This window comes from Nocardioides sp. CPCC 206347, assembly GCF_048654605.1.
Classification (GTDB): domain Bacteria; phylum Actinomycetota; class Actinomycetes; order Propionibacteriales; family Nocardioidaceae; genus Nocardioides.
This window is the reverse complement of sequence record NZ_JBMCYZ010000005.1, coordinates 361,500-382,932: the sequence shown is the minus strand read 5'-3', so window position 1 is coordinate 382,932 and position 21,433 is coordinate 361,500. Positions and strand designations below refer to the sequence as shown.

The 21,433-nt window shown below is 69.9% G+C and carries 19 protein-coding genes; 9 read left to right on the top strand and 10 right to left on the bottom strand.

Features of this window, described 5'->3' with window-relative positions:
* Positions 1 to 8: 8 nt before the first annotated feature.
* The 5 genes from ACOACQ_RS18770 to ACOACQ_RS18750 are packed head-to-tail and all read right to left on the bottom strand — an operon-like array spanning position 9 to position 5,585.
* Positions 9 to 1,169, bottom strand: coding sequence for a zinc-binding dehydrogenase (locus ACOACQ_RS18770; RefSeq protein WP_420289008.1), 1,161 nt, complete (start codon positions 1,167 to 1,169; stop codon positions 9 to 11).
* Between the two features lie 50 nt (positions 1,170 to 1,219).
* Positions 1,220 to 2,701: a flavin-containing monooxygenase gene (locus ACOACQ_RS18765; RefSeq protein ID WP_420289007.1), complete on the bottom strand. Its 1,482-nt coding sequence runs from the start codon at positions 2,699 to 2,701 to the stop codon at positions 1,220 to 1,222.
* Positions 2,702 to 2,726: 25 nt separating this feature from the next.
* Positions 2,727 to 3,800, bottom strand: coding sequence for a PDR/VanB family oxidoreductase (locus ACOACQ_RS18760; protein ID WP_420289006.1), 1,074 nt, complete (start codon positions 3,798 to 3,800; stop codon positions 2,727 to 2,729).
* Complete coding sequence (locus tag ACOACQ_RS18755) at positions 3,800 to 4,681, bottom strand: metal-dependent hydrolase (RefSeq protein ID WP_420289005.1); 882 nt, start codon at positions 4,679 to 4,681, stop codon at positions 3,800 to 3,802. Before ACOACQ_RS18755 ends, ACOACQ_RS18760 begins: the two co-directional genes overlap by 1 nt.
* Positions 4,674 to 5,585: an alpha/beta fold hydrolase gene (locus ACOACQ_RS18750; RefSeq protein WP_420289004.1), complete on the bottom strand. Its 912-nt coding sequence runs from the start codon at positions 5,583 to 5,585 to the stop codon at positions 4,674 to 4,676. Before ACOACQ_RS18750 ends, ACOACQ_RS18755 begins: the two co-directional genes overlap by 8 nt.
* 83 nt (positions 5,586 to 5,668) lie before the next feature.
* Here ACOACQ_RS18750 and ACOACQ_RS18745 point away from each other — a divergent pair, with 83 nt between their 5' ends.
* Both ACOACQ_RS18745 and ACOACQ_RS18740 read left to right on the top strand, forming a co-directional pair.
* Entirely contained in the window at positions 5,669 to 6,262 is a 594-nt protein-coding gene (locus ACOACQ_RS18745) for a TetR/AcrR family transcriptional regulator (RefSeq protein ID WP_420289003.1), read from the top strand.
* Between the two features lie 53 nt (positions 6,263 to 6,315).
* Entirely contained in the window at positions 6,316 to 7,551 is a 1,236-nt protein-coding gene (locus tag ACOACQ_RS18740) for a Fic family protein (protein WP_420289002.1), read from the top strand.
* A 38-nt stretch (positions 7,552 to 7,589) separates the two neighbouring features.
* Here the strand turns inward: ACOACQ_RS18740 and ACOACQ_RS18735 are convergent, their stop codons facing one another.
* The gene (locus tag ACOACQ_RS18735; RefSeq protein WP_378602002.1) at positions 7,590 to 8,051 is read right to left on the bottom strand and encodes an SRPBCC family protein; all 462 of its coding nucleotides are present in this window, start codon (positions 8,049 to 8,051) and stop codon (positions 7,590 to 7,592) included.
* 195 nt (positions 8,052 to 8,246) lie between these two features.
* Here ACOACQ_RS18735 and ACOACQ_RS18730 point away from each other — a divergent pair, with 195 nt between their 5' ends.
* The 3 genes from ACOACQ_RS18730 (at position 8,247) to ACOACQ_RS18720 (ending at position 11,341) form a co-directional block, all read left to right on the top strand.
* Complete coding sequence (locus tag ACOACQ_RS18730; protein ID WP_378601999.1) at positions 8,247 to 8,717, top strand: tRNA (cytidine(34)-2'-O)-methyltransferase; 471 nt, start codon at positions 8,247 to 8,249, stop codon at positions 8,715 to 8,717.
* Between the two features lie 320 nt (positions 8,718 to 9,037).
* Positions 9,038 to 9,823 carry a crotonase/enoyl-CoA hydratase family protein gene (locus ACOACQ_RS18725; RefSeq protein WP_420289001.1) on the top strand — a complete coding sequence of 262 codons (786 nt, stop codon included), beginning with the start codon at positions 9,038 to 9,040 and terminating at the stop codon, positions 9,821 to 9,823.
* Between the two features lie 63 nt (positions 9,824 to 9,886).
* Entirely contained in the window at positions 9,887 to 11,341 is a 1,455-nt protein-coding gene (locus ACOACQ_RS18720) for a flavin-containing monooxygenase (protein ID WP_420289000.1), read from the top strand.
* A 47-nt stretch (positions 11,342 to 11,388) separates the two neighbouring features.
* Here ACOACQ_RS18720 and ACOACQ_RS18715 read toward each other — a convergent pair whose 3' ends face one another.
* The gene (locus tag ACOACQ_RS18715; protein ID WP_420288999.1) at positions 11,389 to 11,826 is read right to left on the bottom strand and encodes a hypothetical protein; all 438 of its coding nucleotides are present in this window, start codon (positions 11,824 to 11,826) and stop codon (positions 11,389 to 11,391) included.
* A 157-nt stretch (positions 11,827 to 11,983) separates the two neighbouring features.
* Here ACOACQ_RS18715 and ACOACQ_RS18710 point away from each other — a divergent pair, with 157 nt between their 5' ends.
* From ACOACQ_RS18710 to ACOACQ_RS18695, 4 genes are all read left to right on the top strand, one after another.
* Positions 11,984 to 13,774 carry a sensor histidine kinase gene (locus ACOACQ_RS18710; protein ID WP_420288998.1) on the top strand — a complete coding sequence of 597 codons (1,791 nt, stop codon included), beginning with the start codon at positions 11,984 to 11,986 and terminating at the stop codon, positions 13,772 to 13,774.
* Positions 13,771 to 14,415, top strand: coding sequence for a response regulator (locus ACOACQ_RS18705; protein ID WP_420288997.1), 645 nt, complete (start codon positions 13,771 to 13,773; stop codon positions 14,413 to 14,415). Before ACOACQ_RS18710 ends, ACOACQ_RS18705 begins: the two co-directional genes overlap by 4 nt.
* 82 nt (positions 14,416 to 14,497) lie before the next feature.
* Positions 14,498 to 15,943: a nucleoside hydrolase gene (locus ACOACQ_RS18700; RefSeq protein WP_420288996.1), complete on the top strand. Its 1,446-nt coding sequence runs from the start codon at positions 14,498 to 14,500 to the stop codon at positions 15,941 to 15,943.
* Positions 15,944 to 15,981: 38 nt separating this feature from the next.
* On the top strand, positions 15,982 to 16,131 hold the full coding sequence (locus tag ACOACQ_RS18695) for a hypothetical protein (protein ID WP_420288995.1): 150 nt from the start codon (positions 15,982 to 15,984) through the stop codon (positions 16,129 to 16,131).
* A gap of 269 nt (positions 16,132 to 16,400) precedes the next feature.
* Here the strand turns inward: ACOACQ_RS18695 and ACOACQ_RS18690 are convergent, their stop codons facing one another.
* The 3 genes from ACOACQ_RS18690 to ACOACQ_RS18680 form a co-directional block, all read right to left on the bottom strand.
* Positions 16,401 to 18,866: a M14 family metallopeptidase gene (locus ACOACQ_RS18690; RefSeq protein ID WP_420288994.1), complete on the bottom strand. Its 2,466-nt coding sequence runs from the start codon at positions 18,864 to 18,866 to the stop codon at positions 16,401 to 16,403.
* Positions 18,867 to 19,385: 519 nt separating this feature from the next.
* On the bottom strand, positions 19,386 to 20,933 hold the full coding sequence (locus ACOACQ_RS18685) for a hypothetical protein (RefSeq protein WP_420288993.1): 1,548 nt from the start codon (positions 20,931 to 20,933) through the stop codon (positions 19,386 to 19,388).
* Positions 20,923 to 21,276, bottom strand: a complete 354-nt coding sequence (locus ACOACQ_RS18680) for a hypothetical protein (protein ID WP_378601957.1) — start codon at positions 21,274 to 21,276, stop codon at positions 20,923 to 20,925. Before ACOACQ_RS18680 ends, ACOACQ_RS18685 begins: the two co-directional genes overlap by 11 nt.
* Positions 21,277 to 21,433: the final 157 nt, after the last annotated feature.

The following is a 21,433-nucleotide window of genomic DNA, read 5'->3' as shown; positions in this document are numbered from 1 at the left end:
GATCCTGGTCAGATCGCCGTGGTGTCCGAACGGGGATCGACCAGGATCTTGGCGTGCTTCTCGGGGTCGCCGAGTGCAGAGAACGCCGCTTCCACGCCGGCGAGCCCGACGGTGCCGGTCATCAGCGGTGTGGGGTCGACCTTGCCGTCGGCCATCAGGTGCAGGGCCTCGCGGAACTCGGTGGGCAGGTAGCCCAGCACGAACCGCAGGTCGATCTCCTTGTTGATCGCGATCGCCGGGCGGATCGCGTCGCTGCCCATGCAGACGCCGACGACGACCACGCGTGAGGAGATCGGCGCGCTGGCGATGACCTGGTCGATGATGCCGGGCACGCCCACGCACTCGAAGATCACCGGTCCCTCGGGCAGGGCGCCGAGCTTCTGGGCCGTCTCCATCGCGGTCCACCACGGCAGCAGGGGTACGGCGCGCAGCTTGGTCATCGAGTCCACGGCGAGGTCGAACAGCCCCGCAGCGGTGACGTACTTCCCGCGGGCGTCGGCGGCGTCGTACGGCGAATCGGTGGCCGGGTTGACGACGACGTCGGCACCGCACTGGGCGGCGAGCGCACGGCGGCCGGGGGAGAAGTCGCTGGCGATGACCGTGCGGACGCCCGACGCCTTGAGCAGCGAGATCACCGCGAGGCCGATCGGGCCGCAGCCGATCACGACCGCGACCTGGCCCTTCTTCACCTGCCCACGGCGTACGGCGTGCAGCCCCACCGCCATGGGCTCGGTCAGCGCGGCCTTGTCGGAGGGCAGGCCGTTGGGCACGGGCATCGCGAGGGCCGCCTGGACGACGACCTGCTCGGCGTACGCGCCGGGAGCGTGGACGGAGAGTCCGGTGGTGTGGACGGCACCGCCGGTGCGCAGGATCGGCATCGCGACGACGCGGGTGCCGGTCTTGATCTCCTTGCTGGTCCGCGGCCCGCGGTCCACGACCTCGCCGCAGAACTCGTGGCCGAAGACCACGGAGTCGCCGGCACGCATGAAGCCGTCATAGCCACTCGCCGCGGCCGCGTCGGCCATGTCGTCGGCGTGCACACGGGCGTGCAGGTCGGACCCGCAGATGCCGCAGTGGTGCACGTCGAGCAGCAGGTGGCCGCGACCCGGCTCGGGTGCCGGGACGTCGGTGACCTCGAGCTTGGTGTCGTGACAGACGACGGCCTTCATGGCTTCTCCTCGGAGTTCGGTGCGTGTGCTTGGTGCGGGGCCGCGACGGTCTACGCGTAGGTGTAGTCGTCCAGGTCGTAGCGTGCAGCCTCCCACTTGGTCTCCAGCGTGAGGGCCGGCCGCAACGGCACGTCGCCGTGCGCGTCGAAGTAGTAGCTGTTGGCCGTCGCGCAGGCATCGCGGAAGAACACCTGCTGGGGTCGGCGGCCCAGCATCCGCTGGAAGTAGGCGTCGTTGGCCTCGGCGGTCACCTCGACCCGGGTCGAGCTGCGGCGGCGCGCCTCGCGCAGCGCGCGGACGATGTGGCGGCTCTGCGCCTCGATCAGGTTGAAGTACGACGACCCGTTGAAGCCGTAGGGCCCGAGCATCATGAAGAGGTTGGGGAAGCCCGGCATGCTGACGCCCTGGTAGGCCTGGAAACGGTTCTCGTCCCACCACGCCTCGAGGTCGAGGCCGTCGGCACCGACGACCGGGATCGGCGGCATGTTGCCCTTCTCGAAGACCTTGAAGCCGGTCGCCAGGATGAGGACGTCGATCTCGTGCTCGACACCGTCGGTGGTGCGCACGCCGCTGGGCGTGATGGCCTCGATGCCGGTGGTCTCGAGCACCACGTTGTCGCGGTTGAAGGCCGACAGGTACCGGTTGGAGAAGCTGGGGCGCTTGCAGCCCAGGCCGTACTTCGGCGTCAGCTTCTCGCGGGTCACCGGGTCCTTGACCTGCTGGCGGAGGAACGCTCGGCCGATCCGCTCGGCGCCGTCGGCCAGCGGTACGACGCCGTAGAAGTGCGCGGCGATGGGGAAGTTCGCCTCGACGAACGCCTCACTGATCGTGCGGGTCAGGGTCTTCGCGCCGGGCACCCGCAGCGCCGTACGCAACGGCCAGGCGAGCCGTGCATCGGGCTTCGGCAGGCACCAGATGGGAGTGCGCTGGAACACGGTGAGCTGCTCGACCTCGGGCGCGATGGTGGGGATCACCTGCACTGCGGAGGCGCCGGTGCCGATGATCGCGACCCGCTTGCCGCTCAGGTCGACGTCGTGGTCCCAGCGTGCGGTGTGCAGGGTGGTTCCGGTGAACGACTCGACGCCGGCGATGTCCGGCAGCTTCGGCTGGGTCAGTGCGCCGGTCGCGACCACGACGTTGCGCGCCACGATCTCGTCACCGTCGGCGGTCTCGAGCGTCCACTCGTGCGTGTCGTCGTCGAAGCGGGCGCCGGTGACGCGGGTGTTGAAGCGGGTCCGCTCGCGCAGCCCGTACTTGTCCGTGCAGTGCTCGGCGTAGGCCTTGAGCTCGGCACCGGGCGCGTAGACGCGCGACCAGGTGTTCCGCTGCTCGAAGGAGAACTGGTAGCTGAACGACGGGATGTCGACACCCACGCCCGGGTAGGTGTTCCAGTGCCACGCACCGCCGACGCCGTCACCGTCCTCGAGGAGGAGGAAGTCGTCGAAGCCGGCCTTGTCGAGCTGGATCGCCACACCGATGCCGGAGAAACCGGCGCCGATGATGACGACGTCATGGGTCGTGGTGGTGGGCATGATGCCTCCCGATCGATCGAGGGTGTCAGTAGAGGTCGGCGCGGACGACGAGCCGGTCGCCCCGGGCGCGCGAGACGCAGGGCAGCAGGCAGCCCGCGGCGCGTTCGTCGTCGGTGAGGGAGCCGTCGCGGTGGTCCGCGTCGCCGTCGACGACGGTGAGCCGGCAGGTGCCGCAGAAGCCCTGGCGGCAGGAGTACGGGATCGCGGGGTACGCCTCGGCCAGCACGTCGAGCGGCGATCGGTCCGCCGGTACCTCGAAGACCTCGCCGGTGTTCTCGAGCTCGAGCGTGAACGCCCGGCCGTCGACGACCGGCGGTGCCGAGAAGCGCTCGAAGTGGAACTCGATGTCGGCCCGGTCCAGGAGGCCCGACCGCAACGTGTCGATCATCGGGATCGGCCCGCAGCAGTAGACGGCAGTCCCGGCGTCCACGCCGGCGAGCAGGTCGGCGGCGGTCGGGAGACCATCGGCGTCGTCGGTGCGGACGACGACCCGGTCGCTGTACGCCGCCAGCTCGTCGAGGAACGGCAGGGTGTCGCGCCGGCGGCCGACGTAGACCATCGTCCAGTCGACGTCGAGCGCGTCGGCGAGCCGCAGCATCGGCAGGATCGGAGTGATGCCGATGCCGCCGGCCACGAAGTGCAGCCGTTCGGCGGGGGATCCGTGCCCGGGCACGGCCAGCGGGAAGGCATTGCGCGGTCGGCTCACCCGGAGCGTGGCGCCGAGGGGCAGGTCGTGCATCTCGGCGGACCCGCCGAGGCCACCATCCTCAGCCGGGATCCGTCGTACGGCGATCCGGTACGACGTCCGGTCGGCGGGGTCACCGCAGAGCGAGTACTGCCGCTTGCGTCCCGACGCCAGGAGCACGTCGAGGTGTGCCCCGGGTCGCCACGACGGCAGGCGCTCGCCGTCGGGTGGGGCCAGCTGGAAGCTGACCACGTCCTGGTCGGTCGCGACGACGGTGCGCTCGGTGACGACCAGGTCGAGGCCCGCATCGGGGAGCCGCCGGGTCGCGGGGACCTCGGAGGGCCCCACGCGCGTCCACGCCCGGAGGATGAGGTCGGCGGCGCTGAGGAGGGGGTCGGAGGCGGTGCTCTCCATCAGCTCGCGGCCCGGGCTGCAGGGCTCTTCGCCAGGTAGGCGACGGCCTGTGCGGTGTTGCCGATCCACTCGGGCGTGAAGCGCGGGTGCAGGCCGAGGGCGGCGCTCCATCCGATGCTGCGCAGCGTCGGCAGGGTGCCACGCCGGCCGCTGCGGACGAGCTCGAACCAGACACGGGCATAGCTGTGGTCGGGCAGGTCGGGGTCCTGCTTCACGAGGTCGTGCGCGACCCGGCCGAGCAACAGCAGGAAGCCGGCGTACGCGATGCCGAGGGCGCCGGCGCGCTGGAGGTAGCCGACACCGAAGTACTCGGCCACCTCGTGCGCGACCATCCGGTGCTCGACCTCCTCGGCGCCGTGCCAGCGGAACAGGTCGAGGACGGCGGGGTCGGCGTCGTACTCCTCGAGAGGGGCGGTGAGCACCCAGTCACCGAGCAGTGCGGTGAGGTTCTCGATGCCGCCGATGAGGGCGAGCCGGGCGACCAGGTGCTTGTGCCGGGCGGCCGCCGTGGGCAGGTTCCGCGGCCCGAGCATCTGCTGGAAGATCCGCTCGGCGACGGCGACCATCGGCGCGGTGTCGATGCCCTGCGCGCGGAAGAGGTCGCCGAGGACGTCGTCGTGCGCCTGGGCATGCATGGCCTCCTGGCCGATGAAGCCGCGGACGGCCTCACGCAGGTCCGCGTCCTCGATCAGCGGGAGCGCCTCGTTGAACGTCTCGCAGAACCAGCGCTCGCCCTCGGGCAGCACGAAGTTGATCGCGCTGATGATGTGGGAGGCGAAGGCGTCGCCACGGATCCACTGCAACGGGGTACGGCTGACGTCGAAGGCGACGTTGCGTGCGTGCAGGGCGACCACGCCGGGGTCGGTCAGGGTCCTAGGCATCGTTGCCTCCACGGTTGAGGACGTAGCTCGTGACCAGGTCGGCGACGAGCTGGGGATCGCTGACGGGCAGCCAGTGCCCGCGGTCGAGGTCGACCCGCGTGAGGTCGACGGTCCAGTCGGCAGCGCCTTCGAACATCGACGGCGTCATCGCGATGTCCTTGGAGTTCACCACCAGCTGGAGGGGGACCTGGCTGCGCCGGGGCTGCGGGTGGAGCAGGCGCTCCAGCATGTTGGCGCGGTAGAGGCGGACCCCGGCGACCATGTCCTCAGCGAAGGTCGCGGCGGGCTCGGGCGCGGCGATCCCTTCCGTGGCCTTGAAGAGACGTGGCCAGACCCGGGGGCCGACGACAGGCAGCAGTGCCTCCGGAAGGCGCGGGGTCAGGAAGAAGTAGATGTACGACGACTTGGCCGCCTGTTGGGCGAGCGTGGCGAGGTTGCGCGGCGTCGGCCGCTTCGCGAGTCCACGCAACCAGGTCACGGCATGGTCGAGGCTCGGTCCCGAGATCGAGGTGAAGCTCGCGAACCACTCGGTGGCATCGGGCCGGCAGACGGCCTCCCACAGCTGGATCGATCCCCAGTCGTGGGCGACCAGGTGCACGGGGCGATCGCTCACGGCCTGGGCCACGGCGACCGCGTCATCCGCCAGCAGCTCGAGCGTGAACTTGTCCTTGGTGCCGGGCAGGGGAGAGGCGCCGTGGCCGCGGGTGTCGTAGGTGACGACGTGGAAGTTCTCGGCGAGCAGGGGTACGACGTCGTCCCAGACGGTGTGCGTGTCCGGCCAGCCGTGCACCAGCAGGACGGTCTCGGCGGCCGGGTCGCCGTGCTCGAAGACGGCCAGGCGGGCGTCGCCGCTGACGACGTGGGTGGTGCGGGTTTCGTGGTGGGTCTGCCGAGTGGCGTCCATGACATCTCGCTTTCACAGTTCACGTGAACAGTAACCGTACTATGGGTCCCACGACCCGACGATGACAACGGAAACGGGACTTGATGAAGGTCACACGAGCAGCCCAGCGGCAGGCGACGCGACAGGCCATGCTCGAGTCCGCCGTCGACGTGGTCTCCTCCGAAGGGCTGGCGGCGGTGACCACCCGCCGGATCGCCGACGCGGTGCGGGTGTCGCAAAGCGCTGTGATGTACCACTTCCCGACGCGCCTGGACCTGCACTCCGCTGCGGTCCGGCACCTCGCCGACGGCATCGAGGCCGATGCGCGCCATTCCGTCCGGGAAGTCCTCGACACCGGGGTGGTCGACGCCGAGCAGCTGATCGACCTCGCCTGGCGCATGCTCGCCACCCCGCGGGCCCTCGCCGTGGCACAGCTGTGGATGGCGGCCGGCTCCGAGCCGGCCTACGTCGAGACGGTGCGGGAGCTCGAGGTCAAGATCGTCGACATCGGGCTCGAGGCGCTGCGCCCCCTTGCCGACCGGTTCGAGGACGAGGCCGCTCTCTTCGCGTTCATGGACACGGTGTTCTCGGTGATTCGTGGGCTCGTGATCTCGGTGCCGGTGTGGGGGATGGGCTTCATCGAGGAGCGGTGGCAGGGCAGCAGGAAGATGCTGCTCGGCCTGGTGCCGCCGGGCTGAGCTGGGCGACAGTTGCACCACTTTAGGTCAATAAAGTGGTGTAACGTGGCGGGATGAACCACGGTGCAGCTGGCTTCGCGATCGGGTGGGAGCTCCATCCCTGGGAGCGCGAGCCCACGCGTGAGGCGTCGCGCCGGCAACGGCTGGCGGCCCGGGGTCCCTACCGCGCCGCCGTCCCGGCCCGGATCGCGGAGCTGCCGGTGTCGATGGACGCCGGTCTGCAAGCGGAGGCCGAGGACGCGATTCGCGAGATCACGCGGTTCGACGCCGAGGTCGCTGCCCTGGCGGACCGTCGGGCAGAGGTCGATGGAATGACCGCCGCGACCGAGCTGGCTCCGCTGGCCTCGGTCCTGCTGCGCACCGAGTCGGCGTCGTCGTCGGAGATCGAGGGCGTCACGGCCGGTGCCCGGGCGCTGGCCCTCGCTGCCGTCGACGCGAAGAGCGGCCCCAACGCCCAGCTCGTCACCGCGAACGTCACCGCCATGCAGCGGGCCGTGGACCTTGCCGACGACATCAGCAGCGACTCGATCCTGGCTGCCCACGAGGCGCTGATGACCGGTCACGAGTACGCCGCCCCCGGGCGATTCCGCACCGAGCAGGTGTGGATCGGCAATCGTGCGCTGAGCCCGCACACGGCGTCGTTCGTGCCGCCGCACCACACCCGTGTCGTGGCGAGCATGGACGACCTGATCGCGTTCGCGCAGCGCGGGGACCTGCCGGTGCTCGCCCAGGTGGCCCTTGCGCACGCTCAGTTCGAGACCATCCACCCGTTCAACGACGGCAACGGCCGCGTCGGTCGAGCGCTGGTTCATGCGCTGTTGCGCCACTCCGACGTGACGCGGCGGATGACTGTCCCTGTCTCGGCAGGTCTGCTGACCGACACCGGTGCCTATTTCCGCGCGCTGACGGCCTACCGTGCCGGAGATGTCGGGCCGATCATCCGACAGTTCGTCAACGCGTCGTTCCACGCCGTCGGCAACGGACGTCAGCTGGTCCAGGACCTCGACGCGATCCACCAGTCGTGGACGGAGCGACTGTCCTCGCGTCGCGGCTCCGCGGCCCGGCGCCTGCTGCCGTCCCTGCTCAATCAGCCGGCAGTGAACGTCGCGTACGTCGAGCGTGCCGGCGACGTCGCGCTGTCGGCCGCGCAACGCGCGGTCGAGCAGCTGGAGCAGGCCGGGATCCTGGTCCGCTCGGGCGCGGGCCGACGCAACCGGGTCTGGGTCGCCCCCGAAGTCATCGACGCGCTGGACCGATTCGCAGAGCGGGTCGGGCGGCGGGGGTGGTGAACACCCCCGCCGGGATGCCCGAACAGTGAGCTACTGGGTCAGTTGTCGTTCTGTACGTCGCCGCGCCATGCGCCGGTCTCGGTGCCCCGGGCCTCGATGAAGTCCTTGAAGCGCTCGAGGTCGCCCTTGACGCGGTGCTCGTCCACGTTGATGGCCGAGCCGACCTTCTCCACGAGGTCCGAGGGCTGCCAGTCGATCTGCACCATCACGCGGGTCTTCGCGTCGTCCAGGCGGTGGAAGGTCACCGCCCCGGCCTGCTTGGTGTCTCCGCCGGTGCTGGTCCAGGCGACGCGCTCATCGGGGTGCTGCTCGGTGATCTCCGCGTCGAACTCGCGCTCGACGCCGGCGACGCTGGTCACCCAGTGCAGGCGCTTGTCGTCGAGCTGGGTGATCGATTCGACCCCGGACATGAACTGCGGGAACGACTCGAACTGCGTCCACTGGTTGTAGGCCGTGCTCACCGGCACGTCGACATCGATGGACTGCTGGATCTGGGTCATCTGACTACCTTCCGTCGGGATTTCGTCGGCCTCCGGCATCCGCTGGAGCGGGCGGGGCGATCGACTGTCCATTCGATGCAGTACCCGTCCCCACCGGACGCAGACGGGCTGCCGCCCGCAGGCTCACCTCCGACGACAAGCCGCCCACGGGAGACGAGGTGACGATCGAGCACGGTCGCCGGGATACCGTGAGCCGTGTTCCATGTGATGTTCCTCGAGCCCCGGATCCCTCCCAACACCGGGAACGCGATCCGGATGGTGTCCGGCACAGGAGCCACGCTCCACCTCATCGAACCGCTCGGGTTCGACCTCTCGGAGCCCAAGCTGAAGCGGGCGGGCCTGGACTACCACGACCTCGCGTCCGTGCAGGTGCACGCCGACCTCGATGCCGCGCTGACCGGCGAGGCACTGCAGTCCTCGAGGGTCTTCGCGTTCACGGCCCATGCGACCCGTTGGTACACCGATGTCGAATTCCGGGCGGGCGACGTACTCCTCTTCGGGCCTGAGCCGACCGGACTGCCCGACGACGTACTGGACCACCCGAGGGTCACCGAGCGGATCCGGATCCCCATGCTGGCGGGCCGCCGGTCGCTCAACCTGTCGAACTCCGCGGCCGTGGTGGCCTACGAGGCCTGGCGCCAGCAGGGATTTCCGGGAGCGCAGTAGGAGGGAACTGGCATGTCTCCTGACGACCACACTCGTTGAGCCACGTCGTGTCTGTCGGTCGTGGCGGCCTGTCCGGATTAACCTCGGAACGTGGCCGACCTGACCGAACCCTGCCCGAACTGCGACACCCTCATGCGCTGGGAGACCTCCCACGAGCGCTGCGACGGATGCGGTTACATCCGGCCGTGCTGTGAAGGCGCTCCCTGCAACTGAGGACCAGGTCCTCGTGCCAGCTGCCGCGATCTCGATGACCTACACAGGAACGAACGGAGTGTCGCGATGACCAACCACGAGCTGGGGCGCCCAACGGTGGTGTCGGCATGAGCGTCCACATCGAACGTCGCGGGGCCGTCACTCTCGTGGTGCTGGACCGGCCCGAGGTGCGCAACGCCGTCGACACCGAGCACGCCCGGGCGCTGTACGACGCCTTCCTGGCGTTCGACGCCGACGACTCGGCCAGCGTCGCGATCCTCACCGGGGCGAATGGCGCGTTCTGCGCGGGAGCCGACCTCAAGGCCGTCAGCGCGGGCACGATGGAGGTCGCCCCGCCGACGGGTGTGGCGCCCGAGATCGGGCCGATGGGCCCGACCCGGCTACTGCTCTCCAAGCCCGTGATCGCCGCCGTCGAGGGACATGCGGTGGCGGGCGGGCTGGAGCTCGCGGCCTGGTGTGACCTGCGCGTGGCTGACCCCGACGCGGTGTTCGGCGTCTTCTGCCGGCGCTGGGGTGTGCCGTTGATCGACGGCGGCACGGTCCGGCTGCCGCGCCTGGTCGGGCAGTCCCACGCCCTCGACCTGATCCTGACCGGCCGCCCGGTCGGCGCCGACGAGGCGCTGCGGATGGGCCTGGTCAACCGGGTCTCGGCGCCCGGCAAGGCGCTCGAGGAGGCGGTCGCGCTGGCCGAGCAGCTGGCGGCCTTCCCACAGGCGTGCCTGAGGGCCGACCGGTTGTCGGCGTACGAGCAGGAGGACCGGGCGATCCCCGACGCGATCGCCAACGAGTGGGCTCACGGGTCGCAGGTGCTCCTCGAGGCGATGAGTGGGGCCGGCGTCTTCGCAGCCGGGGCCGGTCGGCACGGCAGCTTCCGGTTCCCGTCGACGCGCTGAAGCGCCATGCTTGGGGGGCCGCACCCTGGAAGCAACTCGTTCGCGGCCGGACCGGGAGTGACCATGACTGAAGCCAAGCACCTGGAAGTCCTCATCGTGGGCGCCGGCTTGTCCGGCATCGACGCCGCGGTGCACATCAGCCGTGCCTTCCCCGCGAGGAACTATGCGGTGCTCGAGCAGCGCGGCGAGCTCGGCGGGACGTGGAGCCTGTTCAAGTACCCTGGCATCCGTTCGGACTCCGACATGTACACGCTGGGCTTCGGCTTTCGCCCGTGGGACGGCAAGAACGCGATCGCCGACGGGGCCGACATCCTGCGGTACCTGCAGGACACCGCGGTCGAGTACGGCGTCGACAAGCGGATCCGGTACCACCGCAAGGCGACCCACTTCGCGTGGTCCTCGGCGGACCAGTTCTGGACCGTCACGGTCGAGAACACCGAGTCCGGCACCACGGAGACGATGACGGCTGACTTCGTCTTCTCGACCAGCGGCTACTACAACTACGAGGCCGGCTACACCCCGGACTGGCCGGGCCTCGAAGACTACCGGGGTCAGGTGGTGCATCCGCAGCACTGGCCCGAGGACCTGGACTACACCGGCAAGCGGGTGGTGGTGATCGGCAGCGGTGCCACGGCGGTCACCCTGATCCCGTCGATGGCCCGCGACGCGGGGCACATCACCATGTTGCAGCGCACGCCGACGTACATCGTCAGCCAGCCGCGGATCGACCCGATCGCAGAGACGCTCAAGCGCACGATGCCGAAGAAGCAGGCAGCGAAGCTGATCCACGCTCGCTACGCCGCGGTCACGATCGGGTTCTACGAGTTCTGCCGGCGCAACCCGAAGGTCGCGAAGGTGCTCCTCAAGCGCTGGGCCAAGCTGCACCTGCCGGACGACTTCGACTACGACACCCATCTCACGCCGCCGTACGACCCGTGGGACCAGCGCCTGTGCGTCATTCCGGGTGCCGACCTGTTCCGGGCGATCCACAGCCACAAGGTCGATGTCGTGACCGACCACATCGAGCGCTTCACCGAGAGCGGCATCGTGGTGAAGTCCGGCAAGGAGCTCGAGGCCGACATCGTCGTCACGGCGACGGGTCTCGACGTGATCGCCATGGGTGGCGCGACGATCGAGGTCGACGGAGAGCAGATCGACCTGGGCAAGACCTTCACCTACAAGGCGATGATGCTCAGCGGCATCCCGAACTTCGCCTTCATCGTCGGCTACTCCAACGCGTCGTGGACGCTGAAGGCCGACCTCGTCTGTGAGTACGTCGTGCGGTTGCTCGAGTACATGGACCAGCACAACCTCAAGGTCGCCGTCCCTCCGCACGAGGAGGGTCTCGTGCCGGCACCGATTCTCGACCTGGATTCGGGCTACCTGAAACGGGCGGCCGGGCGGCTTCCGATTGCCGGTGACCGCGACCCCTGGCGGCTCAAGCACAACTGGTACTTCGACAAGAAGTTCCTGCGCAAGAGCAAGGTCGACGACGGCGTCATGGAGTTCACGGCCTGAAGGAGCCGGCTGACGGATCGGCGCAGCCGCCAGCCAGGCCCCTATCCTCAGCCTGCGAGCGCCGCGGTGACGGCGACCCCGAGGACCAGGACGCCGATCAGGAGCGTGATCTTGCCGACCGTCGACGGACGGCCGTTCGACAGCGCCAGGCAGGCGCCGGCGCCGGCGAAGACGACGGGCAGGCCGGTCCAGAAGACGGCCACCAGGGGCACCGACACCAGCGCGAGGACCAGGCCGCGGCGGTCGGCACGCTGCGGGGAGGCAGTACGCACGGCCAGGCCGAAGGCGATCGCGAGGCCGACGGTGATCACCCCGACGACGACCAGCCAGCTGTAGAAGTCGTTCCTGGTCCGGGTCGCCTCGTAGTTGGCGAGGGGCGACCAGAAGGTGCCGATCGCGGTGAGGACTGCGGAGATGCCGGCGCTCGCCGCGGCCCAGGCGGGCCAGGTGCGGGTGCCGGTGGTGAGAGATGCGGTGGTGGTCATGGCTGCTCCTCGGTGGAAGGTGAACGAACAGCTCCATGGCACCGGTTCGCCCGTCTTCTCGGCAGTGACCGGTGACCGTGCGGGCCCGGGACGATTTCCCGGGACAGTTGGGACAAAGCGGCACCCACAACAGCCCGTCTGACTCCACACTGGCTCCATGACCGTGCCGTCCGACGCCGCGCTCCGCCGCCTGGGGCTGGCCGTGTTCGGTGCGCAGGTGGCGCTCAACCTCGCCTACTACTTCCTGTCGCGGGGCGTCTCCGACCAGCCAGCGCTCACCTACGAGACGCAGACGGACGCGAGCAAGATCGTGCTCGGTCTCGCTCCGGGCCTGGTCGGGCTGTTCCTGGTCTGGGCGCGGCCGCGCAACCCGATCGGGTGGCTGATCGGGGTCGCCGGGCTGTCGCTGATGCTGAGCAACGCCGGCCAGATGTACGGCGCCCGCGCCTTCGCGATGCCCGAGGAAGGACTGCCGCTCGGCACCCTGGTGCTCTCCCTCTCCGCGCCCCTCTGGGTCCCGCCGGTCTACTTCCTGGTGACCCACCTCCTGGTCCGCTATCCCAGCGGGTCGGTGAGCGGGCGCTGGCCGCGCCGCTTCGACCGCGCCGTCCTTGTCGCGTACCCGTTCCTGTTCGTCGGCTATGCGACGAGCGACCCGTCGGTCACCGACGTCGTGCGCGACGAGCACCCGCCGGTCCGGCTGCCGGAGCTACTTGCGGGCGCAATGGCAGGGGCTGCTGCGGTCGTGATCCTGGTCTGCGGTGTGGCGATCATCGCCGACGCCGTACGCCGGATCTGGACGTCGACCGGCTCCGAGAGGTGGGCGCTGGTCTGGCTGATGGCAGCGACCGTGTTCGCCGTCCTGGTCATCATGGTCGGACCGGACGAAGCCCTGGGTGACCTTGCGTACGCCGGGGTGCTGGTCACGGTGGCAACCGGGGTCCTGCGGTACGGGGCGCTCGGCATCCATGTGACGGTGCTGACCGGCGACCGCAACGACCCCTTCACTGCCCTGAACCGGCTGGGCTCCTCCATCGGGCAGGACATGGACGAGCGCTCGCTCGGAGACGTGCTGGACGCGGTCCGGGAGGCGCTCGACGTCGACGGCATCGCGATCGACGGACCGGTCCAGGCACTCTCCGGCACGCTGCGCGAGTCGCCGCGAGAGTGGCCGCTCGAGTTCGCGGGCGCTGACCTCGGCGTCCTGCTGGTCGGTGGCCGGCCCGGCCGCGCGGGACTCGGCCGCGCCGGAGAACGGTTGGTGGAGGCGGTCGTTCCACTGATCGCGGCTGTCCTGCACGCCGTCCAGGTCGCCGAGGAGCTCCGGGTCCAGCAGGAGAGGGTGGTCGCTGCCACCCAGGCGGAGCGGGTGCGGCTGCGCCAGGAACTCCACGACGGCCTCGGGCCTGCGCTGACGGGGATCGGGCTCGGTCTGGAGGCCCTGACTCCCCGGGTGCCGACCATGGACGTCGAGCTCGTCACGCGACTGCGCGCCGAGGTCGCCGGGTCGCTCGAGGAGACCCGGCGGATCATCGACGACCTGCGACCGTCGGCGCTCGATGACGGCGACCTGGGGGCCGCGCTCCGGCGCCGCGCGGAGCAGCTCCGGGCAAGTGGGCTCGTGGTCGACGTCGACATCCCGGCAGAGCTCCCGGTCCTGCCCGCCGCCGTCGCAGTCGCCGTGTTCCGCATTGCCGAGGAGGCGATGACCAACGTCGTCCGGCACTCCGGTGCGGGTCGGGCCCGGCTCGCGGTGTCCTGCGAGGGCGACCAGATCGTGCTCGAGGTCGAGGACGACGGCGTGGGGCCGGGCGCCGGCCGCGCTGGCGGCGTCGGCGTCGTCTCGATGCGTGACCGGGCCGAGCGACTGGGCGGCCGGTTCGAGATCGTGGCGACGGATCCCGGTACCCGGATCCGGGTCCACCTGCCGTGGGAGGTGGCGCCATGATTCGGGTCGTGGTGGCCGACGACCACCCGATGGTGCGCTACGGGATCACCGCGGTCCTCGCCGACGTCGCCGGGATCGAGGTGGTGGGTGAGGCCGCGGACGGTCAGGAGCTCCAGGCCCTGGTCGCCACGGCCGGCCCCGACGTCGTACTCACCGACCTGGCCATGCCCGTCATGGACGGCATCACCGCGATCGGGCGGCTCCGGGTCAGCCATCCGGGTGTCGCCGTGCTCGTGCTGACCATGCACGAGGACGACGAGTCCGTGCTCGCCGCGCTACGGGCTGGTGCCCGCGGGTACCTGCTCAAGGGAGCGGAGCGGGCCGAGCTGGTCCGGGCGATCGAGTCCGTTGCTGCCGGCGATGCGGTCTACGGGCAGTCGGTGGCGAACCGGATCATCGCCCTGCTCTCCGGGGCGGCGGCCACCCACGCGCCAGCCTTCCCGGAGCTGACCCCGCGCGAGCGCGAGGTGCTGGACCTGATCGCCGCCGGTCTGCGCAACCGGGCCATCGCAGAGCGTCTCGGGATCTCCGAGAAGACGGTCCGCAACAACGTCTCCTCGGTGCTGGTGAAGCTGCAGGTCGAGGACCGGACCAGTGCGGCGATCAAGGCCCGCGAGGCAGGCCTCGGTCGCGACGACTGACCTGACAGTGTCCGAGCCCGGGGCAGGCAGGCCGTTCAAAACCTCAACCACCGCGGCCGCCGTGGGCGTGGGATGCTGGCACATGCGATGGGTGCTGGTCGCGTGGTCGGTCGTGCTGCTGCTGGTGGCGTGTGCGCCCGACGCACCGACCGCGCAGCGGCCTGCTGCCGATGGCTCGTCGACCTCCAGGGATCTGCTGCCGGTGGTGGTCGACACCGACCTCGGCGCCGACGACCTGCTGGCCCTGCTCGTGCTGCTTCGCGACCCGGCCGTCGACGTCCGTGGCATCGCGATCAGCGGCACGGGCCTGGTGCAGTGCGAGCAGGGCGAGCAGAACCTGGCGCGCCTGCTCGCCGTACTCGACCGGACCGACGTGCCGTTCGGGTGTGGCCGTGAGAAGCCCGGGCCTCACGGCCGGTCGTTCCCCGTGGAGTGGCGCAGGGCCAGCGACGCGATGAACGGCGTGGACCTGCCTGAGGTCGAGGATCCGGTCGAGGACCTGGTCGCTCGGCCGGACGCTGTCGCCGTTCTCGCCCAGGCGGTCTCCGCGGGACCGGCCACGGTCCTGGCGCTGGGCCCGTGGACCAACCTCGCCGACCTCCTGGCCGCGGACCCGGCGGCCCTCGAGCAGGTGACGGGCATCCTCTCCATGGCGGGCACGATCGAGGCGCCCGGCAACCTCGAGGTCGCGCCGACGACGTCGAGCGACCACGTCGAGTGGAATGCCGGGGCCGACTCCGACGCGTTCGCCGCGGTGCTCGGGTCCGGCGTGCCGGTGACGCTCGTACCGCTCGATGCGACCCGCCACGTCCCGGTTCCCGAGGACGTCCTCGCGCTCCTCGGTGCCGACCACGAGGCCGCGGGTGCTGACATCGCCTACGAGATGTACCTCCGAGCGCCAGCGCTCGCAGGGCCCGGCAACTACTGGTTCGACCCGGTGGCGGCGGTGGCGCTCACCGACCCGGACCTGCTGACCTGGGAGCAGTTCACGGTCTCGGTGACCCTGGACGGCCCCGCGGCGGGTCGGATCTCGCGTGACCCGTCGGGTCGGCCGGTGAGGGTGGCGACCCGGGCGGACGGTGACGGCGTGGTCGAGGCGACCCTCGCAGGGCTGCGCCGGGGTGCGCCACGGCCGGGAGGTGTGGTCGCGAACGGGTCCCTGGAAGTCTCGTTCGACGGCACGACCTGCTCGCTCGGCACGCCGCTGCCGACGACCGCCGGCATCGTCAGTCTCACCCTGCGCAACAGCTGGGAGGGACCGACCGGACTCTTCGTCGCGGGCGTGGGCGACGGCCACACCTGGGACGACGTAGTGGCCCACGTGCAGTCTGCGGACTTCACCGACCCGGGCAACGTGCCCCCTGCCTGGATCCGGCAGCCGGGCGGCGAGGCCCCCTTCGCCGACGGGCGCGGTGATGCGACCTCCCTGGCTGTGCTCCCGTCGGGGACGGTCGGCGTACTGTGCGCCGCGGGGGAGTTCCCGCAGTTGAGGTTCGTCGACGGTGGCACGTTCGTGCTCGGCGGATGAGTTCGCTCAGGTCTTGCTTCGGTGAGTTCGTTCGCGAAATGTCGATGGCCCCGGGGGAGACCCGGGGCCATCGCAGTCACGACGCCGGCGAGTGGGACATCACCCCGAAGCAACTGTCGGTGCCCATCTACGTGATCGAGGTGGAGACGGAGCCGATCGCTCCCGAGCGCATCGCGGCACTCGGCTGAACCAGTGGCATGGGCCTCGTGACCCAGCACGCGATCATGGAGAACTACCGCCTCACCCCGCGCAACACCATCGTCTTCGGTGTACGACGACTGGAGCGCGGCACCACCTACCCGCTCCCGGAGAAGACGCCCGATCCCGGCCTGGTCGAGGAGCTGGCAGGTGCCTTTGCGCGGCGGTTCCCGTCGCTCGCCGACGTCGCGGTCGAGCGCGCGTGGGCCGGGTGGATCGCGATCACCTCGCCGCCGCGGCCGGTAGCCGTCCCTCCCAGTCACGCGCAAGCGTCGCCGATGTCGGCTCGTCCTCCGCGATCGACGATGACCTCTATCGGGGACGCCAGCGTGCCGTTCGGCCGCTTGCAGGTGAGTGTCCACGCCTCCTTGACGGGGTTCTCGACGCGTGGCCTCGGGCTCTGGAACGTCACGCCGCCGTTGCCCCAGTCGTCGAACGCCTGGCCGTCGACCTGGTCAAAGTTGACGACCACGGCCGTGTACGTTCCGGGCGGAGGGTCGAACAGGACGGCGTCCTCGGTCGTGTCGCCGAACGCCGCGGACTGCGCCACGAGGTTGCCAGCCGCGTCGTAGACGTAGAGGTCCCAGTCGGTGTTCGCGTCGCCCCAGTCGATGTGCACCGCCATGCGGCCGTTGTCGTACGTCGGCAGGCCCTCGACCTCGAACTCGATCTCCTCGTGCGCTCCCGCGAGCGGGTCGCCCGTGTTCTCTCCCGGCTGGCCGGCAGGGTTGGCCAGCGCGATCGGCCCCTGCGGCGGTCCCAGCGCGTCGCGCCCGTCGCGTCCGGCGACGACCGGCCGCGTCGACGGGTTGACGTTCCACTCGAACGTCGTGCCGTCGGTGACCATGGAGTACTCGAGCGTGTCCTGGAACGTCTGGACGGCGCCGATGTCCGTCCCGTAGTCGTTGTTCCAGATGGGCGAGGTCTCGGTGAGGAACGTCTTGCTGATCGTCAGCGTCGAGCCGGCCGGTGCCGAACCCTCGATGACCGAGTGCAGGGCCTCCTCCTTCGTCGACGTGAGCATCTCGTAGTAGGCCTCGCGGTTGCCGCCCCTGCCGGCTCCCGCTGCCTGGCCGCGGCCGAGGTACTCGTCGACGACGCCGTTGTTGTACGGCGGGTGGAACTCGTCGGGTCCGATCTCGTAGGTGAATCCGAGCGAGCCAGCGGTCCAGAACGTCCAGTCCTCGGTGCTGCCCGTGGTGTCGTAGAGCCCGTAGCCCGGGATGTTGGCGTAGCCGTTGTGGCTGGTCATCCGCGCCCCGAGCGCCTTCACGAGCGATTCCTCGAGCGGGGCACCCATGTCGGCAACACCCGGCGGGCGCAGCACGAGGTTCGAGAACGTGTGGTTCGTGATCAGGTTCGTGATCGACCGGGTGCTCTGCAGTTCGCGGATGTTCTGGATCTCCGGCTCGGAGAACGGCGCATCGCCGCGGAACGTGTCGTTGGACCAGGACACGCTCGCGCCGCTGCCGCCCCACAGGCCGCCGTAGTTGCGGTTGGGGTCGGTGCCACGCAGGCGCCCGGCGGCGTTGTCACCGCAGGTGCCGCTCGCGTACTGCGCCGGCGTCGAGGACGAGATCCGGCAGTTCTTGCGCTTCATCTCGTAGTCGAACAGGCCGAAGGAGGCGCTGAAGCCGGCGTGCCGAGCCTCCCGCGAAAGGTTGAAGCCGTCCACGTTGACGATCGGTACGACGATCGTGCGCGTCGTGTTGACCAGGTCCGTGGTCCGGCTGCTCCTGCCGTAGTTCGTCAGGAGGTCGTACGCGAACTCGATCACGTGCTCGGACGACGGCCACTCACGCGCGTGGTGGACGCCCATCTGCAGGAAGATCGGCTTGCCGTCCCGCGCGTTGGGGTTCTGCGTGATCTCGATGCCGTGGATGTCGCGGCCCTCGACCGACTGGTGGTTGAGTGTCAGCTCCTTGACCAGCCCCGGGTAGCGGATGGCCAGCTGCTTGAGCTCGAGGTTGTAGTCCGCGAGGTGGCGGTAGGCGTTGCTACCGCTGGGCAGCTGCGTCTTGGGGTTCGCGGCCGCGAATTTCGAGTCGGCGGTCGCGTTCGACTTCGAGCGTGACTCGAGATCCGCGATCCGGACGCTGAAGGTGAAGCCGGCCTCGCGCAGCTTGCGCTCGTCGGCGGTGCCATGCAGGACGACCTCGACGGAGTTCGAGTCGCCGTGCTCGGTGAGATCGAGGTCGAGGCCCTGCAGCCGCTGCTTGAGCTTGCGGGTGGGGGTGTTGACATCAACGATCTTCACCTTGCCGATGGAGTGCTCTGCGATCGCGACGAAGTCGATCGACAGGTCGGCGCTCGACGCGCTGCCTCGGAAGCGGCACGCCTGGACGCGCAGCTTCTGGCCCTTCTTGACGAAGCCCTCCGCCAGCTCGTTGGACGTGAAGCCGGCCGAGCCGGCGACCGTGCGACCGGAGCTGAAGTCGAAGACGCCGAGGTCCCAGTCGCCGCCGCCCGACAGGCGCGCGCGGACGAGGCCCGTGACGGGCGCGGTCGCCGTGACCGTCTGCGTGCCGGCGGCCCCGTCGACGTACTTGGCGTGGCACGAGCGCGCGACGGCCGTCGCGGCCGTGACCTTCTGGCCGGCTGCCGCTTGAGCAGGTACCTGGGCAGGTACGGCGGCTATGGCGGCGCCGACCAAGGCGAGCGCGAACGCCGCCTTGCCCCACGCCGAGTGTCGTCGCAAGCGATGGGTGAGGCTGCCTCGTGTCATCGGGATCTCCGATCCGGCGCCGCCGCTGCAGCACCTGGGTGCTAGACATCCCAGACTAGATCGAGCCATCACCCTTGCCTAGATGTCTACGCACGCATTGCGGTGACCCCGGGAAGGCGCGATCGGAGTCCGTAACAGAAATGACGGTGGCCCCAGGAACTCCTGGGGCCACCGTTGCGAACTGTGTGCGGCTTCGAGACGGTCGCCGCGCGACCCTCCTCAACCTCCGATCGATCAGATGTCGTAGTACTGACTGACTGACCCATGCTGACCTGCGCAAACGTCGAAATCGTGTGGCCATTTGTACCAGCCTTGTAACTCTCGGCCGCGCGGGTTCCGCGTGAGCGCCTCGATGGGCTGGTTTGTCCGACCACGGTACCCCGGGTCGTAGTACGCCCGGAGTCGCGACGGGGATGGAGTTCGCCGTCGCTGGCGATGGGCGGTTGGGTTCCCACTACGCGGGCGTCGCGCCGTCGCGTGTGGTGGCGTGTCGACGCGATCCGAACCGGCGCGGGCGCGTCAGCGTGACCTGCTAGCGCGCAGGTGGATGGTCCCTACGTTTGGGTCGCCAACCGGGGCGCCCCTCATGGACTCTTCTCGGGAGTACTTGCGAGGGGCATCGTTCCGGGAGGCCAACTCTCGGGCGCCAACGCAAGCGAGGGACACAGTGCTCGCGCGGTTGCAGGACTCGACCGTTGCACGGCTGGCGATGTGCAGGCCTTCTACGACGGGACGAGGAACAGGCACGATCTTGCGTGCGAGAATTTCTTCCGGGGAGACCCAGACGACGTCGCCTTCAGAGCGCGAGGCGGCCAGGCCTGCTTCGATGTCGTTGTGGGCTCGGATAGAGAGCGCTCGGGCTGGTCCGGTGAGGCCCGGGACGTTGGCCTTCTCGGAGACGACGTAGGCGAGCTCCGAACTGGACCCGAGGGCATGGAGGGTCGCGCGAGTGCTGCGATCGAGGCCGCGCCTGGTGGCGATGACGTCGAGGCTGTCCATCGTGGTGGAGCCGTGGGTCAGCTCACGGCAGGCAGCGCGGACCTCGGCGGCCGCACGCGTGAGGTCTGGGTCCAGACGAGCATCTGGGGCGGTGAGGTCATCCCAGCGGCTGGCGAGGTTGCTCCAGGCGCGGCCAGACTCGGCGATCGCCGGAGAGAGCCGGTCGTTGGGTTCGACGCGGCCGCCGATTTGTGCGGCGTCGACGAGCACCATGGCGGCACCGGCGAAGAGTCCCTGGGTGCGGGTGATGAGGACCATGTTCGTTGGCCAGGCGTCGGAGGCGAGGGTGCGGTGGGCCTGGATGTCCCACCCGGCGAGAGCGCGGGAGATCCGGGTGTCGTCCTCGACCGGTCGGCTGGCTTCGCCCCGGAGCGCCTGGGTGAACCGTCCGTCGATGTATCTGCCCGCGGCCGCCTCGGAGACGGTCATGCGGCGGATCCACTCGGTGGTCGGCGGTACTGCGTAGGGGGAGTGACGAAGGTTGAGCTCGATGGGGCGGTTGGTACCGAGCGCGGCCTGGTACCGGCTGCGGCCGTGCTGGTGCAGCGAGACACCGACGGCGTGGGCGCTGACGTACAGGGCGTGCATGATCCGGGCGCGAGCGGCCTCGAGGTCGCGGAAGCTCTCGGTGCGCTGGACCGGGATGTCGGCGCCGTAGCGGTGCACCAGGTCGCCGGCGTGACCGAGGGTCCTGGTCATCTGTGTCAGGCGCCGATCGGGCCGGCTCGCCGGCGGCCAGCTACTGCTGCGCAAACTCCTGCCGATCGCGTCCCCGACCGAGACCAGGCGGGTGATGGGTTCATCGCGGGTGTGCGCACCTGCCCCGAATCCCTGCCCGGGCAGGCTGCTCCACAGCGACGCCGCGGCCGTGACCAGGTCAGGCCAGCCATGTAGGAGCCGGCCGGCGTCGTCGCCGGCGACGTCCATCAGCAGGTGGCGCGCCGTGTGGTCGACGTCGTGCAGCAGCTCGCCGACGGTGCGGATGTCCCGAGAGGTGAGCGGGATCTGCGTGATGTCGAAGAGCGCGTCGTCGACGTCGGCGAAGCCGCGCCGGCTGTCAGCATCCAAGGTCGCGTGCCTCCCGGATCAGGTCGCACAGGTCGACCACCAGTTGGGAGCTGTTGACCAGGTCGGGCCGGTGGGCCGGGAGTGGCCGGGTGAGCTCCTCCGCGGCCGTGAGCAGCTGCAGCGCGCTCTGCCCATCGAGGTCCTCCTGGTCGACGTCGGGCAGCTGGTAGTCCTCGGGGAGGAGTGAGCTGGCCTGCGCCTGTGCCAGGTAGACGCCGAGACCGAGGGACTGCAGCGGTGAGTCGGGCTCTGCCCCTTCCCAGACGCGGGTGGCGGCCTGGTGGAGCAGCTGGGCGATGGAGCCGAGGCGGTCCCAGGTGTCATTGGCGGTGAGGGTGTTCACGGGTGGTTCCTTTCGATCGGAGTGGTCCGGGATCGGGTCTGGTCCATGAACCCAGGTCGGGCCCGGTCCCTGCTCTGGCTGGATTGGGGCTGTGGATAACTCCGTTGGTGTCGGCGGCTGGGCACAAACTGGTCTCGTTTTCCTAAGTCGCGCGGAG

Coding starts and splice junctions, on each gene's coding strand:
- ACOACQ_RS18745 (WP_420289003.1), top strand. CDS start 5,669: ATGAAGGTCACACGAGCAGCCCAGCGGCAGGCGACGCGACAGGCCATG.
- ACOACQ_RS18770 (WP_420289008.1), bottom strand. CDS start 1,169: ATGAAGGCCGTCGTCTGTCACGACACCAAGCTCGAGGTCACCGACGTC.
- ACOACQ_RS18720 (WP_420289000.1), top strand. CDS start 9,887: ATGACTGAAGCCAAGCACCTGGAAGTCCTCATCGTGGGCGCCGGCTTG.
- ACOACQ_RS18755 (WP_420289005.1), bottom strand. CDS start 4,681: ATGCCTAGGACCCTGACCGACCCCGGCGTGGTCGCCCTGCACGCACGC.
- ACOACQ_RS18735 (WP_378602002.1), bottom strand. CDS start 8,051: ATGACCCAGATCCAGCAGTCCATCGATGTCGACGTGCCGGTGAGCACG.
- ACOACQ_RS18715 (WP_420288999.1), bottom strand. CDS start 11,826: ATGACCACCACCGCATCTCTCACCACCGGCACCCGCACCTGGCCCGCC.
- ACOACQ_RS18760 (WP_420289006.1), bottom strand. CDS start 3,800: ATGGAGAGCACCGCCTCCGACCCCCTCCTCAGCGCCGCCGACCTCATC.
- ACOACQ_RS18705 (WP_420288997.1), top strand. CDS start 13,771: ATGATTCGGGTCGTGGTGGCCGACGACCACCCGATGGTGCGCTACGGG.
- ACOACQ_RS18690 (WP_420288994.1), bottom strand. CDS start 18,866: ATGACACGAGGCAGCCTCACCCATCGCTTGCGACGACACTCGGCGTGG.
- ACOACQ_RS18700 (WP_420288996.1), top strand. CDS start 14,498: ATGCGATGGGTGCTGGTCGCGTGGTCGGTCGTGCTGCTGCTGGTGGCG.
- ACOACQ_RS18725 (WP_420289001.1), top strand. CDS start 9,038: ATGAGCGTCCACATCGAACGTCGCGGGGCCGTCACTCTCGTGGTGCTG.
- ACOACQ_RS18710 (WP_420288998.1), top strand. CDS start 11,984: ATGACCGTGCCGTCCGACGCCGCGCTCCGCCGCCTGGGGCTGGCCGTG.
- ACOACQ_RS18765 (WP_420289007.1), bottom strand. CDS start 2,701: ATGCCCACCACCACGACCCATGACGTCGTCATCATCGGCGCCGGTTTC.
- ACOACQ_RS18740 (WP_420289002.1), top strand. CDS start 6,316: ATGAACCACGGTGCAGCTGGCTTCGCGATCGGGTGGGAGCTCCATCCC.
- ACOACQ_RS18750 (WP_420289004.1), bottom strand. CDS start 5,585: ATGGACGCCACTCGGCAGACCCACCACGAAACCCGCACCACCCACGTC.
- ACOACQ_RS18695 (WP_420288995.1), top strand. CDS start 15,982: ATGTCGATGGCCCCGGGGGAGACCCGGGGCCATCGCAGTCACGACGCC.